This window comes from Paenarthrobacter sp. NPDC018779 (assembly GCF_044391085.1).
Classification (GTDB): domain Bacteria; phylum Actinomycetota; class Actinomycetes; order Actinomycetales; family Micrococcaceae; genus Arthrobacter.
Genome location: NZ_JBIRZS010000017.1, coordinates 13,744 through 26,999, shown reverse-complemented (window position 1 = coordinate 26,999; position 13,256 = coordinate 13,744). Strand labels below are relative to the sequence as shown.

Below are 13,256 nucleotides of genomic sequence, written 5' to 3'. Positions count from 1 at the left end.
GAGGGGCCCGCGTCTAACTGACACGCATCCAACTTTCCTTCAGAGCCAACAGGGCAGAGATCATTCTCTGCCCTTCGCCATATCCGGCGGGTTCTGAAAAGGGGCCCGCTCCGCATCCCGGACAGGACCCAGAAAAATGACCAGCATCGCCCCGGAAACTTTGACCGCGGACAGTTCGCAGCCCGCCACCTCGAACCTTCGCGTCGCCCGCTTCGAGCCGCTTCCGGCACCGCAGGACCTCATCGCAGAGCTGCCGCTGGACGCCCGCTCAGCTGCCGTCGTCGACCGTGGCCGTGACGAAGTCCGCGCCATCATGGACGGCGTGGACGATCGCCTCCTGGTCATTGTGGGGCCATGCTCAATCCACGATCCCAAGGCCGGCCTCGAATACGCCCGCCGCTTGGTGAGCCAGGCCGAGAAGCACAAGGAAGACCTGCTGATCGTCATGCGCACGTACTTCGAGAAGCCGCGCACCACGGTTGGCTGGAAGGGCCTGATCAATGATCCGCACCTGGACGGCAGCCACGACATCGCCGCCGGCCTGCGGGCAGCCAGGGGCTTCCTGAAGCAGGTCACATCCTTGGGCTTGCCCACGGCCACCGAATTCCTTGAGCCCATCAGCCCGCAATACATGGCCGACCTCGTCTCCTGGGGCGCCATCGGCGCACGCACCACCGAAAGCCAGATCCACCGCCAGCTCGCCTCGGGGCTTTCGATGCCCATCGGTTTCAAGAACGGCACCGACGGCGACCTCCAGGTGGCCATCGACGCGTGCGGCGCCTCTGCTGCCGAGCAGGCCTTCCTCGGAATCGACGACGACGGCCGGGCAGCTTTGGTGGCGACGGCCGGAAATCCTGATACCCACGTGATCCTCCGGGGCGGACGCAAGGGGCCGAACTACTCCGAGGCCGACGTTGCAGCTGCTTCATCCAAGCTCGCGGGCAAGGGGCTGAACCCGCGGTTGATTGTCGACGCCAGCCACGCCAACAGCGGCAAGAGCCACCACCGCCAGGCCGAGGTTGCGCTGGAAATCGGCGCGCAGCTTGAGGCTGGTGCCTCTTCCCCCATTGCCGGGGTGATGCTGGAGAGCTTCCTTGTTGGTGGCGCGCAGAACCTTGACGTTGCCAAGCAGTTGGCGGGGGAGCAGGAGCTCGTCTACGGCCAAAGCGTCACGGATGCCTGCATGGAATGGGACGTTACGGCTTCCGTGCTGGAGCAGCTCGCAGCCTCGGCCAGGAAGCGCCGCCTGGCAACGGCGGAGTAAGCGTCCATTGGGGCCGCAGCAACGACGGTGGCCGTCAGGAATTGCTGACGGCCACCGCTCCCCTAGGGGATGTTGTGCCAGAACAGGCGGACAACATCAATCGCCAAGCGAATGATGTTGACTACCAGATTCATGGCGCCCCATGGCTCCTCCCGTTTCCGTTTGGATGACATGCCGGCACCCCCTCCCAGTGGGTGGGATGCGGCGCGCACACAGGCGGAGCAACCGACGTTGCGCCCGACGCGCGCAGGGCCATACACTCAAAGTGTGGCGTTTGAGGGTATGGCCTCTTACCGCATCAATGAGCGCACCGCGCTGAACAAGGACCCGATTGCCGTCGGGTCCATTGTTTTTAACGGCGCACGGGCGGCTGCCCGATGGCATCAAGCGTAGCGGTGGCCGCCTTCTACTTTGAGGTCCGGATTTCGGCCTGTGCATAAGGCCCCAGCAAGCGGGAAGTGTAGTCCCACTTTTCCAAACTGCTTTCACATTGGCCCCATCAGCCTCTAGAGTATCTAGCACATGGTTGTTTGATGGCTCAGCATCGGCACACCGCTCTACTGGGGGTGTCCTACTGTCTGAGAGCAAAGGAATATGGGAAATGTCCGCAGAGACTAACTTCTCGAACGCGCGTTTCATGACGGTGGCTGAAGTAGCCGACGTCTTGCGTGTTTCCAAAATGACTGTGTATCGACTGGTTCACTCAGGGGAAATGCCCGCCGTCAGGTTCGGCCGATCCTTCCGGGTTCCGGAAGAGGCCGTTGCCCAGTACCTCAAAGGTGCTGTTGTGGACGGGCAATCGGAGACCGCCTGAGTCCTGCCAAAGTCCGCTGGTTGGTCGATGGTCATTGGGTGCCCCTGTGAAGCGGTACCCTGTTAAGGAACGTTTTACGTCATTGTAAGAATCTGTCAGTTGTACCGTCTGCTGCTTTGTCCGCGGATCCGTTCCAACAGACAGGACCTTCATCTAGTTTGTAAGGAACTTTCGTGGGTTCAGTTATCAAGAAGCGCCGCAAGCGTATGGCCAAGAAGAAGCACCGCAAGCTGCTTCGCAAGACTCGCCACCAGCGCCGCAATAAGAAGTAGAGATACTTCATCAAGCGTGAATGCCCGTTGCCTGCAAAGGCGGCGGGCATTTCTGCACCCCCGGACGCTCTCTCACCGAATCCCCCCAAATTCCAAACCGTCGCTCACCGAACGCCCGTTTGGGGCGGACGCTCTCTCACCGAACGCCTGTTTGGGGCGGACGCTCTCTCACCGTCCGGACGCGAAACCGGATTCGACCGACGGATCCGTCCACCCGGTTCGGAGTGCCTTCTTGATTCCGACTATTGCCTTGGTGAAGCCGTCCGCCAGATCGTCCTTCCCGAAGACAAGCACTGTCCATCCCGCCGCTTCAAAGGCTCTATCCCGGCGTCGATCGCTAAAGATCTGCTCCTCCGAAAGGTGATGTCCGCCGTCGTACTGAATGGCCACGCGCCGTTCCCGAAAACCAAGGTCCGCAGACGGCGAGAATGGATCGTTCAGGCGAAGTCGCACCTGCAAGTCCGGCTCCGCGATGCCAGCATCGAGCATTGCCAGTCGAAGCAGGGACTCAGTAGCGGAGTCGGCTCCGACGCGCATCAGATCCAGGGCTTCACGGGCGCGCACCACTCCTTGAAGATTCTTATGCCGTGCTATCAGCGCGCGAAGGTCATTGATTGATGCAAATGGGGTGTCCCGGCCTTCGAACTCGGGCCGGGGAACGCGAATGAGCTGATCGCCGACGCAAACGAGTTCCCTCAGGGGCAATTGGCGTGCCAAGTCCAGCCAAGTTCGGGGCCTGGTGCTCATCCACATGCCGTGTTCGAACTCGATTTCAGAGTCGTCGACAACTACCGTGTGTCCGATAACACCTCGCCGACGAACTGACGGTAGTTTCCGGGGCTTGCTGAGGTGTAACTCATTCGAATCGGCCAGCCATGGCGGCAAGTAAAGGCCTTGGAGCCGCGCCGCTGTTATGTGCGAAATCCAGGCGCCCGGACTCGCGGACGACAGGGACCGAGCCGCGGAGGCTAAATCGAACTCCCAGTCCGAAGGCCTGAAGATTCCCTGACTGACCCCCTCGATCGAACTCCGTTTCCAAAGCTGCCGCTTCCCTACGCCGAACGCCTTGGCTTGGTTGAGGGTAAATGGCGCCGAAGCCAGTGCCTGAGGAAAGGTCGAGGGTTTTTGCATACGGGCATTCTTGCCCAGAAGGCACCCTGCCTGCAGAAGTTATCCACAGGCCGCCGGGCGTTGGCCTCCCGTGGTGAGAGAGGGTGCGGCCGGTGGGGTGGTTCGGTGAGAGAGCGTCGGTGGGGAGGGGGTGTTTGGTGAGAGAGCGTCGGTCGGGAGGGGGTGTTTGGTGAGAGAGGGTTTTAGCGGGGGCTGCGGAAGCGGCTGAATCCGCGCCACAGGCCGTAGATGGCGCCGCCCACGGTTGCTGCCTTCAGTCCGAGGGTGGCTGCGCGGCGGCCCGAACGGAAGTCGTACACCGGCCAGTTGTTCTCGCGGGCGTGCCGGCGCAGGCGGGCATCCGGGTTGATGACCACGGGGTGGCCAACCAAAGTGAGCAAAGGGATGTCGTTGGCGGAGTCGCTGTAAGCCCAGCAGTGGTCCAGGTCCAGGCCCTCACGGTCCGCAACGAGCTGGACGGCCACAGCCTTCGCCGGGCCGTGCAGGATGTCGCCCACGAGCCTGCCCGTGTAGGTGCCGTTCTCGATCTCGCCGACGGTTCCCAGCGCGCCAGTCAAACCAAGCCGCGTGGAGATGACGGTAGCCACTTCGATGGGAGTGGCTGTGACGAGCCAGACTTTGCGGCCAACCCGCAAGTGCTGTTCGGCCAGTGCCTTGGTGCCGGGCCAGATCCGCGACTCGATCATCTCGTCGTAGACCTCTTCGCCCAGCGCTTTGATGTCGTCCACCGAAATGCCCGCAGCCAAGGTCAGCGCTGAGTCACGGACCGCATGGACATCTTCCATGTTCTCGCCACGCATCACGAACTTGAACTGCTTCCACGCGAAGCCCGCGGCCTGCGACAGCGTGAAGGCCTTGCGTTCGTACATTTTGCGGGCCACGTGGAAGAGGCTGGCGCCCTTCATCAGGGTGTTGTCGACGTCGAAGAAAGCAGCCTCGCCGGTGTGCTGCGGCACTTTGGCATCTGCGAGCACAGCGGCGTCCTTCTCGTCGGGCATGCCTTGAGTCTAGTCAATTGCAGGTGCCTCGCGCTTCGCGCGTCATGGTCGGCCGCCGCGTGGGTGCTGCCGCCGCAGCCGGTAACGTTGAGTCATGCCTATTCCCGACGTCGTCCTCCTCACCAAAGCCGACTGCCACCTATGCACCGCGGCGCGTGCCGCCGTCGAACGCGTTACCTCGGGCCTCGGCGTGCAGTGGAGCGAAACCTCGATCGACGGCGACGCCGCGCTCCGCGAGCGGTACGCCGAGGAGATTCCGGTGCTGTTGGTGGACGGTGTACAGCGCGACTTCTGGACCATCGATGAGCAGCGACTCACCCGTCTTTTGAAGAAAGCGCTGGAGGGCTAAGGGGCGCTGCCCACGCAAGGAAATGGCTTTTTGTTGAGCCCGGTCAAGAGCCATAGAGTGGAACAACAAGCGACGCAATGGAGAATACCGTGACTGCGCTGGAACCGTCACCGGAAGCAACAACCGGGGACAACGAACCTGCCGCCAAGCAGATCCCGCCCGCGGCTGTGGCCCGGATGACCCTCTATTTGCGTGCGCTCAACTCCCTCCTAGCCGAAGGCGTGGAACGCGTTTCCTCGGATGCGCTGGCTGAGGCCTCGGGCGTCAGCTCATCGACGCTCCGGAAGGACCTTTCCTACGTCGGCTCGTACGGAACCCGCGGAGTAGGGTACGAGGTCCAGTACTTGAGCCGGCACATCGCCGCTGCCCTCGGGCTGACACACGACTGGAAAGTGGCAATCGTCGGCGCCGGTAACCTCGGCAAGGCGCTGGCCCGGTACGGCGGCTTCGAATCCCGGGGCTTCGACGTGGTGGCCATTTTCGATGCCGACCCCATGGTGATCGGCAACGAGGTTGGCTGGCTCAGGGTCAGCGACTCCGCAGAACTTGAACGGGTCCTGGAGCGCACCCACACCAACATGGTGGTTTTGGCCCTCCCGGCGACGGTGGCCCAGGAAGTATGTGATCGCGTGATCGGGGCCGGAATCCGCAGCATCCTCAGCTTCGCCCCCGTGCTCCTCCAGGTACCCCCGCATGTCAACCTCCGCAAGGTGGACATGGCCACGGAACTACAGATCCTTGCCTACCACGCACAACGGGCGCAGACACCGGGCCAGGCCGTTTAGCCTTCGCCGGGTCCGCGCCCGTTGACGTTCTGTTTGGGTTTAGCGGCCGTACGGGTTGCCGAACGGCTGCTGCTTGCGGAAGTACGGTGCCGACGCCGGCAGGTACAGCATGACGATTGCCGCGACTCCCAGCAGGATCACCAGCAGCTGCAGGATGCCGTACGTGGCGCCGAACTGGAACAGGCCGGTCAGGCCAAGGACCGAGATGGCGGCGAAGACGGTACCGAGGATACGGGCCCAGTTCTTGCCCTTGCGGACAGGGAATGCCACCAGCGCATAAAGGCCGAGGGACACGATGGCGCCGATGATGGCACCAACGGTGATGACGCCCCTCATTCCTTCGAGGGAGCCCTCAGGGAACTCGGTGCCTTGGGCTGCTGCCTGCTGGACCATGGAGTTGATGAAGGCGTCCGAACCCGTAGTTGCCAGGAGCAGCGAGCTGATGGCCGAGAGGATTCCGGCGGCCACGATCATCCAGAAAGCGATGTTGACCATCTGGGGGACCGTGCTGGGGCCCGGCTGCTGGCTGGGCCAGTTGGTGTCCTGGCCGTACTGGGGTGCGGCCTGGCCGTAAGGCGATCCGGGCTGCTGGCCGTAGGGAGAGGGCTGTTGGCCGTACTGGGGAGCCTGCTGGCCGTATTGCGGCGCGGACTGCTGCCCGTACTGGGGAGCGTTCGGAGCCTGCTGGCCGTATTGCGGCGCGGACGGCTGGCCGTACTGCGGAGCATTGGGTTCGGACTGCTGTCCGTACTGTGGTGCCGAAGGCTGGGATCCCTGCTGCTCCGGAGTGGAGTCGCCCGGGTTTGACGGCGGGTAGGGAGGGTTGCTCATGGCATTCCTTTGCTTGGTCGACGGCTGATACTGCTGGGGTCAACAAGAACAAAGTGCCCCCACCATGGTTCTGAATCCACCGTACCCCCAGCCTCCCGGTGGTACGGAGGATCACACGCAGGAATTTCCCGCGTGTGGAGAAATCATCACGCAGGCGTACATGGCCGTACTCCTGCATGATGAAGGCCGCGGCCTCCGTTGGGAAGTCCGCGGCCTTCATCACCGCTGGTCTTAGTGCACGGCGTCTTAGTGCACGACGGCGGTACCCGGGTTCCGCGTCAGGCGGTGCCCTTGACTGCCTTGAACCAGAGCTGCGAGTTCGGGAGCCACATAAGGACGACGGCGACGGCGCTGACCAGGAAGCTGAACAGGTTGCCGCCGAGGCCCGAGCCGGCTGAACCCATGTTTGCCGCACCGAAAATGGCCAGTAGCAGGGAAACGCCGGCAATGATGGTCAGGGCCAGTCGGGCCCATTCCTTGCCCTCTTTCATCTTCATTGCCAGGACCACCTGGGCGGCCGCCACTGCAAGGGAGATGATCAGGAGGACCATGCCGATTGCCGCAATTCCCGGAGCGAAAGCGAACGCAGCGATCAGGGCGAAGAACCCAATCAGCCCGAACAGCAGGCCGAGCAGTCCCGAAATCACCCAGATGAAGTAGGACACCTTCAGTTCCGTAGGCAGCCCCTGGACTTTGAAGATGCCCGAGAAGCCGCCCTGGGGGAGGACATCGTTGAAGTTGCGCGGTCCGTCGGTGGGCATTTCGAAGTGGAAACCACCCTGCTGGCCCTGTCCAGGCTGGCCGGGACCCGGCTGCTGGTATCCCGGCTGCTGGTATGGGGGCTGCTGGTTTTGGCCTGGCTGCTGGTACTGGCCGGGCTGCTGGTATTGGCCCGGCTGCGACGGCGGCTGGTAGCCCTGGGATGGTTGGTAGCCCTGCGGAGGCTGGTAACCCGCAGGAGGAACGTTGCCGGGCTGCTGTGGCTCGGAGCCGGGCTGCTGAGGCTGTGGTGCTTCGTCTGGGTTACTCATGGCATCACTGTAGACCGCGGGTTGAAGGTTGCATAGGAAATTTGGGGCCAACTCGCAGCCAAATACCGGGTCGGTGCCGAACAATGGACGGGTGATTTCCGAGCATGCGAAATGGCGCCCCCGCACACCGAAGATGGGCGGGGGCGCCGTCGGGCAGGGTCCAGCGAAAAGGCTAGGCGGCAGCCGGTGCGATGAAGGCGAGTTCAAGGTTGATGACAACCTTGTCGCTGACCAGGACGCCGCCGGCTTCCAGGACGGCGTTCCAGGTAAGGCCGAACTCCTTGCGGCTGATGGTGGTTTCACCGGAGACGCCTGCGCGCGTGTTGCCGAACGGGTCCACTGCCACGCCGTTGAACTCGGTTTCGATGGCAACTTCCTTGGTGACGCCCTTGATGGTGAGATCGCCCACCAGGTCGAAGCTGTCGCCGTTGGCCTTGACGTGACGGGAGACGAACGTGATCTCCGGGAACTTCTCCACGTCGAAGAAGTCCTCGCCCTTGACGTGGCCGTCGCGGTTGACGTCGCCCGAGTCGAAGCTGGCGGTCTGGATGGAAGCGGTCACCTTGGAATCGGTCAGGGTCTCGCCAACTTCCAGCGTGGCTTCGGCTTCCTTGAACTGGCCGCGGACCTTGCTGATGCCAGCGTGGCGCACAGTAAAGGCGATCTCGCTGTGGGAGTTGTCCAGGGTCCAGGTGCCGGTGGAGACGTTGGCGGGAAGGGTCATCATGGTGTTGCTCCTAGGTGTAGGGATGGATCGTTGGGCTTACCCGGTTGAACTGATCGAGCTGTTTACTTGAAGCGTCAACCGAGCTTCGTGTCTAGTATAAACATGCATATGCATCTTTTATTCCAACTCCCCGGAACATTTTGGGAAAACTTTGAGTTCTACTAGCGGTAGAAGATTTCAGATCGCCCCGCATCTTTGAGAAACTGGTAAACATGCCCCAAGCAACTGTCCATCTGCTTCGCCATGGCGAGGTCCATAACCCCGATGGCGTCCTGTATGGTCGGCTGCCTGAATTCCACCTCTCCGAGCGCGGCCGGGAGATGGCCCGCATGCTGGCCGAGCACTTTGTGGTGCGCGCAGACCAAGGCGCCAGGATTGTCCATTTGGTGGCCTCGCCGCTGACGCGTGCCCAGGAAACCGCCATGCCCACGTCCGAGGCTTTGGGGCTGCCCATCACCACGGATCCGCGGATCATCGAAGCGGAAAACCACTTTGAAGGCCTGCACCCCACGCGGAGCGAGTTCCTGAAGCCCAAGCACTGGTACTACTTCCGCAATCCGCTACGGCCCTCCTGGGGCGAGCCCTACAAGGAGCAGGCAGCGCGCGTCATCGCCGCTGTGCAGGATGCCCGGCTCAAGGCTATCGAACTCGGCGGCGACGGAGCAGAAGCCATCATGGTCAGCCACCAGTTGCCCATCTGGGCCACCCGGCTATCAGCCGAAGGCCGCCGGCTGGCCCACGATCCGCGAAAGCGCGAGTGCACCCTGGCCTCGCTTACCTCCCTGGTTTTCGACGACGACGGCAAGGTAGCCCGCGTGGACTACAGCGAGCCGGCCGCTGTTCTCCTGCCCGGTGCCGCCAGCACCCCGGGAGCGTGAAAGGGAACCGTGGATAAGAAGAACATCTCGCGCCGCGGCGCGCTCTCGGCCGGTGGGGTCCTGCTTGCCGGGCTCACCATGGGACTATCGGCCTGCGCCCAGCCGGACTCCCTGGCAGACCAGGCCCGCAAAGGCGACAACAAGAATTACGTTGCAGGCGACGGATCGGTCACCGAGTTCGCGAAAGCGGACCGTAGCGCCCCCGTGGCCCTCAAGGGCACCCTTTTCAACGGAACAGCAGTGACCCCGGATGACCTCAAGGGCAAAGTCACCGTGTTGAACTTCTGGTTTGCTGCCTGTGCCCCTTGCCGTGTGGAAGCTCCTCAGTTGGAAGCCCTCCACCAGGAATTCAAGGACCAGGGCGTGCAGTTCTTCGGCGTCAACCTTCGTGATGAGAAGGCAACCGCCGAAGCTTTCGACAAGACCTTCAACCTGACGTACCCGAGCTTCAATGACAAGGATGGGGCAGTCCTCCTGTCGGTGTCCGGCATTGTTCCTCCGAACGCCGTTCCCACCACGCTGGTCCTCGACAAGGAAGGCAAGGTTGCCTCCCGCGTGCTCGGCGAGATTGAAAAGAGCACCCTCAAGGCCCTCATCACGTCCGCAGTGGCCGAGTAGTACGCATGAACAGTCCCTTTGCCGAGACCATCCTCAACGGATCATTGCTCCTGGCTGTGCCAGTGGCCTTGTTGGCGGGGCTCGTTTCCTTCCTCTCTCCGTGCGTCCTCCCGTTGGTGCCCGGTTATCTTGGCTACGTCACGGGGTTGAGCGGGGTTGACCTGCAGAAGCAGCGACGGGGCCGCATGCTGGTGGGCATTGGCCTGTTCGTGCTGGGTTTCTCGGTGATTTTCGTTTTGCTGGGCGGTGCCTTCGGCCAGTTGGGCACGCTGCTTACGGGACCGCAGAACGCCTGGATCACGCAGTTGCTGGGCGTCCTGGTGATCATCATGGGCATCGTCTTCATGGGCGGGTTCGCGTGGTTCCAACGCGACGCCAAGATCCACGCCAAACCGCCCGCCGGCCTGTGGGGCGCTCCGCTGCTGGGGCTGACGTTCGGGCTGGGCTGGGCGCCGTGCATTGGGCCGACGTACTCCGCAGTGCAATTGCTGAGCATGTCCGGGGGATCCTCGGCTGCGAAGGGCGCGCTGTTGGCGTTCGTGTACAGCCTGGGACTGGGGGTGCCCTTCCTGCTGATTGCCCTGGCCGTCCGCCGCGGCATGGGCGTGATGTCCTTCTTCCGTACGCACCGCCTGGCGATCCAGCGGGTAGGTGGCGGCATTTTGATTCTGCTCGGCATCCTGATGGCCACCGGCGTGTGGGGCCACTGGGTAACCGGGTTGCAGTACTGGTTCCAAACCGATGTGAAGTTGCCGATCTGATGAGCGAGTCCGTGAAATCCAAGAAGAACGCTGCCGAGGGCACTGACGCAGGCAACCCCGGCGAGGACAAGCTGAAAAAGGCCAAGTCCGATGCCGCGTTGCCCACCCTGGGCATCCTGGGCATGCTCCGGTGGGCCTGGACGCAGCTCACCAGCATGCGGACCGCGCTGTTCCTCCTGCTCCTGCTGGCCATTGCGGCAGTGCCGGGCTCGCTGTTTCCGCAGCGTCCTGCCAACCCGGTCACCGTCACGGACTGGATCAAGAACAACCCCACGTTCGGGCCTTTCCTTGATGCCCTCCAGATGTTCGACGTGTACTCGTCGGCCTGGTTCTCGGCCATCTACATCCTGCTTTTCATCTCGCTGATTGGCTGCGTCACTCCGCGTGCCATTGCGCATTACAAGGCGATGAAGTCCCAGCCGCCGCGCACGCCCAAGCGTTTGTCCCGGCTGCCGGAGTACGGCACCCTGGCGCTGCCCGCCGACGCCGGGATCCCGGCGTCGAAGGCCATCACCGATGCCGCCGGGCTGCTCAGGAAGCGCGGCTACCGCGTGGAGGTGCGGGACGCCGACGGCGCGCTGCCGAGCGTGGGTGCCGAGCGCGGCTTCATGAAGGAAGTCGGAAACCTGGTGTTCCACACCTCGCTGATCGGCGTGCTGGTCTCCGTGGCCATCGGCGGTCTGTTCGGCTACAGCGGCCAGCGGATCCTGGTGGAGGGCGAAACGTTCGTCAACACCTTGGTGGGTTACGACCAGTTCTCGCCGGGAACCAACTTCCAGAGTGCCTGGCTGCAGCCGTATTCAGTCCGTTTGGACAAGTTCCAGGCGACCTTCGACAGGGAGTCGCCCAACAAGACCGGCCAGCCGATCGACTACACGGCCGAGGTGACCACCAAGGAGAACCCTGATGCCCCCGAGCAGAAGGAAGTGCTGAAGGTCAACGACCCCATTTCCCTGGGCGGGACCAGCCTGTACCTCACGGGCAACGGCTATGCACCTGTGGTCACGGTCCGCGACGGTGACGGCAACATCGCCTTCCAAGGACCCGTAACCGCGAAGGTCCAGGGCGCCAACTACTACTCATCGGTGGTCATCAAGGTTCCGGACGGCAAGCCGGACCAGCTCGGCTTCAACGGCTTCTTCCTGCCTACGGCATTCGAGACGGATCAAGGGATTTCCTTCAGCGCCGACCCGGCCCTGGCCAACCCGCAGCTGAACCTGGACTCCTACTTTGGAGACCTGGGCCTGGACAACGGCACGCCCCAGAACGTTTTTGAACTGGACGTGAGCGATCTGACGCAGCTGAACGGCCGGAAGCTCGAGGCCGGTGGAATCGTCCTGGCGTTGGGCCAGACGGCCACACTGCCCGAGGGCAAGGGAAGCATCACTTTTGACAGCGTCAAGAAGTACGTGGGTGTTGACATCCACCACAACCCCGGCCAGTTGTACGCCCTGATCTTCGGCCTGCTGGCCGTGGGCGGCCTGGTCTTGTCCCTGTACGTGGGACGCCGCCGGGTCTGGGTCCGCACCGGAACCCACCAGGACGGCCGGACCATGGTTGAATACGGCCTGCTGGCACGCGGCGAGGACCACCGCCTTGCCGGGGAGGCTGCCGCGTTGCGCGAACTCTTCGCCCGGGAATGGCGGGTGGCCGACACCACCACCGAATCTTCCCACTCCGTCTCTTCCCCAACCCCGAAGGACCAGTAATGCCCGCTATCAACGAAACCCTGGGCCAGTACAGCGAGCTGTTCATGCTGCTGGCCGCCGGCACGTACACCGTGGCGTTCATTGCGTTTGCGTGGGACCTGGCGAAGAGCAGTAAAACGCTCCGGGCCGTCGACCTGAAGGCGGCCGCCAGCGCTACCGCCGGGAAGGTGGCCGTCGCCGCCGGACGGGTCGGCCTGGGTGCTTCGGACACCGCCGGGCCCGCAGACCGTGGCGAGCGTCCGACGTCGGGCACTACCGTTTCGGAAGCCACGGCGGCAGGCGACATGAAGTACGGCGGCGAACGCCGTGCACCCGCGCGCGTTGCCGTGGCCTTGACCATCCTCGGCGTGCTGATCCATGCCGCAGGCGTGGTGACGCGTGCACTCGGCGCGGGCCGCGTGCCGTGGGGCAACATGTACGAGTTCCTCACAACCGGAGCGTTCGTGGCCGTGGCCGTGTTCCTGATCGCACTGGTCCGGCGCGACCTGCGCTTCCTTGGTACGTTCGTGGTGGGCCTGGCCATCATCATGCTGGTTGCCGCTTCGGTGGCGTTCTGGACTCCCGTGGGCCACCTGGTGCCGGCGTTGCAGAGCTACTGGCTGATCATCCACGTCTCCATTGCCGTTTTGTCCTCGGCACTCTTTACCTTGACGTTCGCCATGTCGGCTCTGCAGCTGCTGCAGTCCTACAGGCAGAAGAACCTCGCCGCGGGCCGTCCGGACAACCTGGCTTTCATGCGGGTGGTCCCCAACGCCCTGAGCCTTGAGAACCTCTCCTACCGCATCAACACGGTGGCTTTCGTGGGTTGGACGTTCACGCTCATGTTTGGAGCCATCTGGGCCGAAAAGGCGTGGGGACGCTTCTGGGGCTGGGACCCCAAGGAGGTCTGGACGTTCGTGATCTGGGTTGTCTACGCCGGCTACCTGCACGCGCGCGCCACCCGCGGATGGACCGGAACCCGTGCGGCCTGGTTGTCGATTGTGGGCTACGCCTGCGTGATCATCAACTTCACACTGGTGAACACCGTCTTCAACGGTTTGCACTCCTACTCCGGGCTGTAGGCCTTCCGGGGGCCTGAACTGGGCTTT

At 63.1% G+C, this 13,256-nt stretch carries 15 protein-coding genes; 10 read left to right on the top strand and 5 right to left on the bottom strand.

Features of this window, described 5'->3' with window-relative positions; genetic code table 11:
- Positions 1–136: 136 nt before the first annotated feature.
- The 3 genes from ACH488_RS16245 to ACH488_RS16235 all read left to right on the top strand — a co-directional run bounded on the left by ACH488_RS16245 (position 137) and on the right by ACH488_RS16235 (position 2,350).
- Entirely contained in the window at positions 137–1,264 is a 1,128-nt protein-coding gene (locus tag ACH488_RS16245) for a 3-deoxy-7-phosphoheptulonate synthase (protein ID WP_397325592.1), read from the top strand.
- 601 nt (positions 1,265–1,865) lie between these two features.
- On the top strand, positions 1,866–2,078 hold the full coding sequence (locus tag ACH488_RS16240; RefSeq protein ID WP_017199160.1) for a helix-turn-helix domain-containing protein: 213 nt from the start codon (positions 1,866–1,868) through the stop codon (positions 2,076–2,078).
- Between the two features lie 173 nt (positions 2,079–2,251).
- Positions 2,252–2,350, top strand: a complete 99-nt coding sequence (locus ACH488_RS16235; protein WP_003792170.1) for a 30S ribosomal protein bS22 — start codon at positions 2,252–2,254, stop codon at positions 2,348–2,350.
- Positions 2,351–2,518: 168 nt separating this feature from the next.
- On the opposite strand, the gene ACH488_RS16230 is transcribed toward ACH488_RS16235, so the two are convergent.
- Both ACH488_RS16230 and ACH488_RS16225 read right to left on the bottom strand, forming a co-directional pair.
- Positions 2,519–3,481 carry an endonuclease domain-containing protein gene (locus ACH488_RS16230; protein ID WP_397325591.1) on the bottom strand — a complete coding sequence of 321 codons (963 nt, stop codon included), beginning with the start codon at positions 3,479–3,481 and terminating at the stop codon, positions 2,519–2,521.
- 182 nt (positions 3,482–3,663) lie between these two features.
- Entirely contained in the window at positions 3,664–4,479 is an 816-nt protein-coding gene (locus ACH488_RS16225; RefSeq protein ID WP_397325590.1) for an HAD family hydrolase, read from the bottom strand.
- Between the two features lie 94 nt (positions 4,480–4,573).
- Between ACH488_RS16225 and ACH488_RS16220 the strand changes: the two genes are divergently transcribed.
- Together ACH488_RS16220 and ACH488_RS16215 are read left to right on the top strand one after the other, a co-directional pair.
- Positions 4,574–4,828, top strand: a complete 255-nt coding sequence (locus tag ACH488_RS16220) for a glutaredoxin family protein (RefSeq protein WP_397325589.1) — start codon at positions 4,574–4,576, stop codon at positions 4,826–4,828.
- 77 nt (positions 4,829–4,905) lie between these two features.
- Entirely contained in the window at positions 4,906–5,613 is a 708-nt protein-coding gene (locus ACH488_RS16215) for a redox-sensing transcriptional repressor Rex (protein ID WP_397325588.1), read from the top strand.
- A 39-nt stretch (positions 5,614–5,652) separates the two neighbouring features.
- On the opposite strand, the gene ACH488_RS16210 is transcribed toward ACH488_RS16215, so the two are convergent.
- The 3 genes from ACH488_RS16210 to ACH488_RS16200 form a co-directional block, all read right to left on the bottom strand.
- A complete protein-coding gene (locus ACH488_RS16210; RefSeq protein ID WP_397325662.1) occupies positions 5,653–6,444 on the bottom strand; it encodes a hypothetical protein in 792 nt (263 codons plus the stop codon).
- A 278-nt stretch (positions 6,445–6,722) separates the two neighbouring features.
- Positions 6,723–7,475, bottom strand: coding sequence for a hypothetical protein (locus ACH488_RS16205; protein WP_397325587.1), 753 nt, complete (start codon positions 7,473–7,475; stop codon positions 6,723–6,725).
- A 172-nt stretch (positions 7,476–7,647) separates the two neighbouring features.
- On the bottom strand, positions 7,648–8,199 hold the full coding sequence (locus ACH488_RS16200) for a YceI family protein (RefSeq protein ID WP_397325658.1): 552 nt from the start codon (positions 8,197–8,199) through the stop codon (positions 7,648–7,650).
- A gap of 215 nt (positions 8,200–8,414) precedes the next feature.
- Between ACH488_RS16200 and ACH488_RS16195 the strand changes: the two genes are divergently transcribed.
- From ACH488_RS16195 to ccsB, 5 genes are all read left to right on the top strand, one after another.
- On the top strand, positions 8,415–9,080 hold the full coding sequence (locus tag ACH488_RS16195) for a histidine phosphatase family protein (protein WP_397325586.1): 666 nt from the start codon (positions 8,415–8,417) through the stop codon (positions 9,078–9,080).
- A 78-nt stretch (positions 9,081–9,158) separates the two neighbouring features.
- The gene (locus ACH488_RS16190; RefSeq protein ID WP_397325657.1) at positions 9,159–9,698 is read left to right on the top strand and encodes a TlpA family protein disulfide reductase; all 540 of its coding nucleotides are present in this window, start codon (positions 9,159–9,161) and stop codon (positions 9,696–9,698) included.
- A gap of 5 nt (positions 9,699–9,703) precedes the next feature.
- Positions 9,704–10,459, top strand: coding sequence for a cytochrome c biogenesis CcdA family protein (locus ACH488_RS16185; RefSeq protein ID WP_397325585.1), 756 nt, complete (start codon positions 9,704–9,706; stop codon positions 10,457–10,459).
- A complete protein-coding gene (locus ACH488_RS16180; protein ID WP_397325584.1) occupies positions 10,459–12,168 on the top strand; it encodes a cytochrome c biogenesis protein ResB in 1,710 nt (569 codons plus the stop codon). The genes ACH488_RS16185 and ACH488_RS16180 overlap by 1 nt, the downstream gene beginning before the upstream one ends.
- Positions 12,168–13,229 carry a c-type cytochrome biogenesis protein CcsB gene (ccsB, locus tag ACH488_RS16175; RefSeq protein WP_397325583.1) on the top strand — a complete coding sequence of 354 codons (1,062 nt, stop codon included), beginning with the start codon at positions 12,168–12,170 and terminating at the stop codon, positions 13,227–13,229. The genes ACH488_RS16180 and ccsB overlap by 1 nt, the downstream gene beginning before the upstream one ends.
- Positions 13,230–13,256 lie beyond the last annotated feature (27 nt).

Excerpts from the sequence above, each read along its gene's own strand:
- ACH488_RS16225 (WP_397325590.1), bottom strand. The coding sequence starts at position 4,479 with ATGCCCGACGAGAAGGACGCCGCTGTGCTCGCAGATGCCAAAGTGCCG.
- ACH488_RS16230 (WP_397325591.1), bottom strand. The coding sequence starts at position 3,481 with ATGCAAAAACCCTCGACCTTTCCTCAGGCACTGGCTTCGGCGCCATTT.
- ACH488_RS16210 (WP_397325662.1), bottom strand. The coding sequence starts at position 6,444 with ATGAGCAACCCTCCCTACCCGCCGTCAAACCCGGGCGACTCCACTCCG.
- ACH488_RS16205 (WP_397325587.1), bottom strand. The coding sequence starts at position 7,475 with ATGAGTAACCCAGACGAAGCACCACAGCCTCAGCAGCCCGGCTCCGAG.
- ACH488_RS16185 (WP_397325585.1), top strand. The coding sequence starts at position 9,704 with ATGAACAGTCCCTTTGCCGAGACCATCCTCAACGGATCATTGCTCCTG.
- ACH488_RS16180 (WP_397325584.1), top strand. The coding sequence starts at position 10,459 with ATGAGCGAGTCCGTGAAATCCAAGAAGAACGCTGCCGAGGGCACTGAC.
- ACH488_RS16190 (WP_397325657.1), top strand. The coding sequence starts at position 9,159 with ATGGGACTATCGGCCTGCGCCCAGCCGGACTCCCTGGCAGACCAGGCC.
- ccsB (WP_397325583.1), top strand. The coding sequence starts at position 12,168 with ATGCCCGCTATCAACGAAACCCTGGGCCAGTACAGCGAGCTGTTCATG.
- ACH488_RS16240 (WP_017199160.1), top strand. The coding sequence starts at position 1,866 with ATGTCCGCAGAGACTAACTTCTCGAACGCGCGTTTCATGACGGTGGCT.
- ACH488_RS16245 (WP_397325592.1), top strand. The coding sequence starts at position 137 with ATGACCAGCATCGCCCCGGAAACTTTGACCGCGGACAGTTCGCAGCCC.
- ACH488_RS16220 (WP_397325589.1), top strand. The coding sequence starts at position 4,574 with ATGCCTATTCCCGACGTCGTCCTCCTCACCAAAGCCGACTGCCACCTA.
- ACH488_RS16215 (WP_397325588.1), top strand. The coding sequence starts at position 4,906 with ATGGAGAATACCGTGACTGCGCTGGAACCGTCACCGGAAGCAACAACC.
- ACH488_RS16200 (WP_397325658.1), bottom strand. The coding sequence starts at position 8,199 with ATGACCCTTCCCGCCAACGTCTCCACCGGCACCTGGACCCTGGACAAC.
- ACH488_RS16195 (WP_397325586.1), top strand. The coding sequence starts at position 8,415 with ATGCCCCAAGCAACTGTCCATCTGCTTCGCCATGGCGAGGTCCATAAC.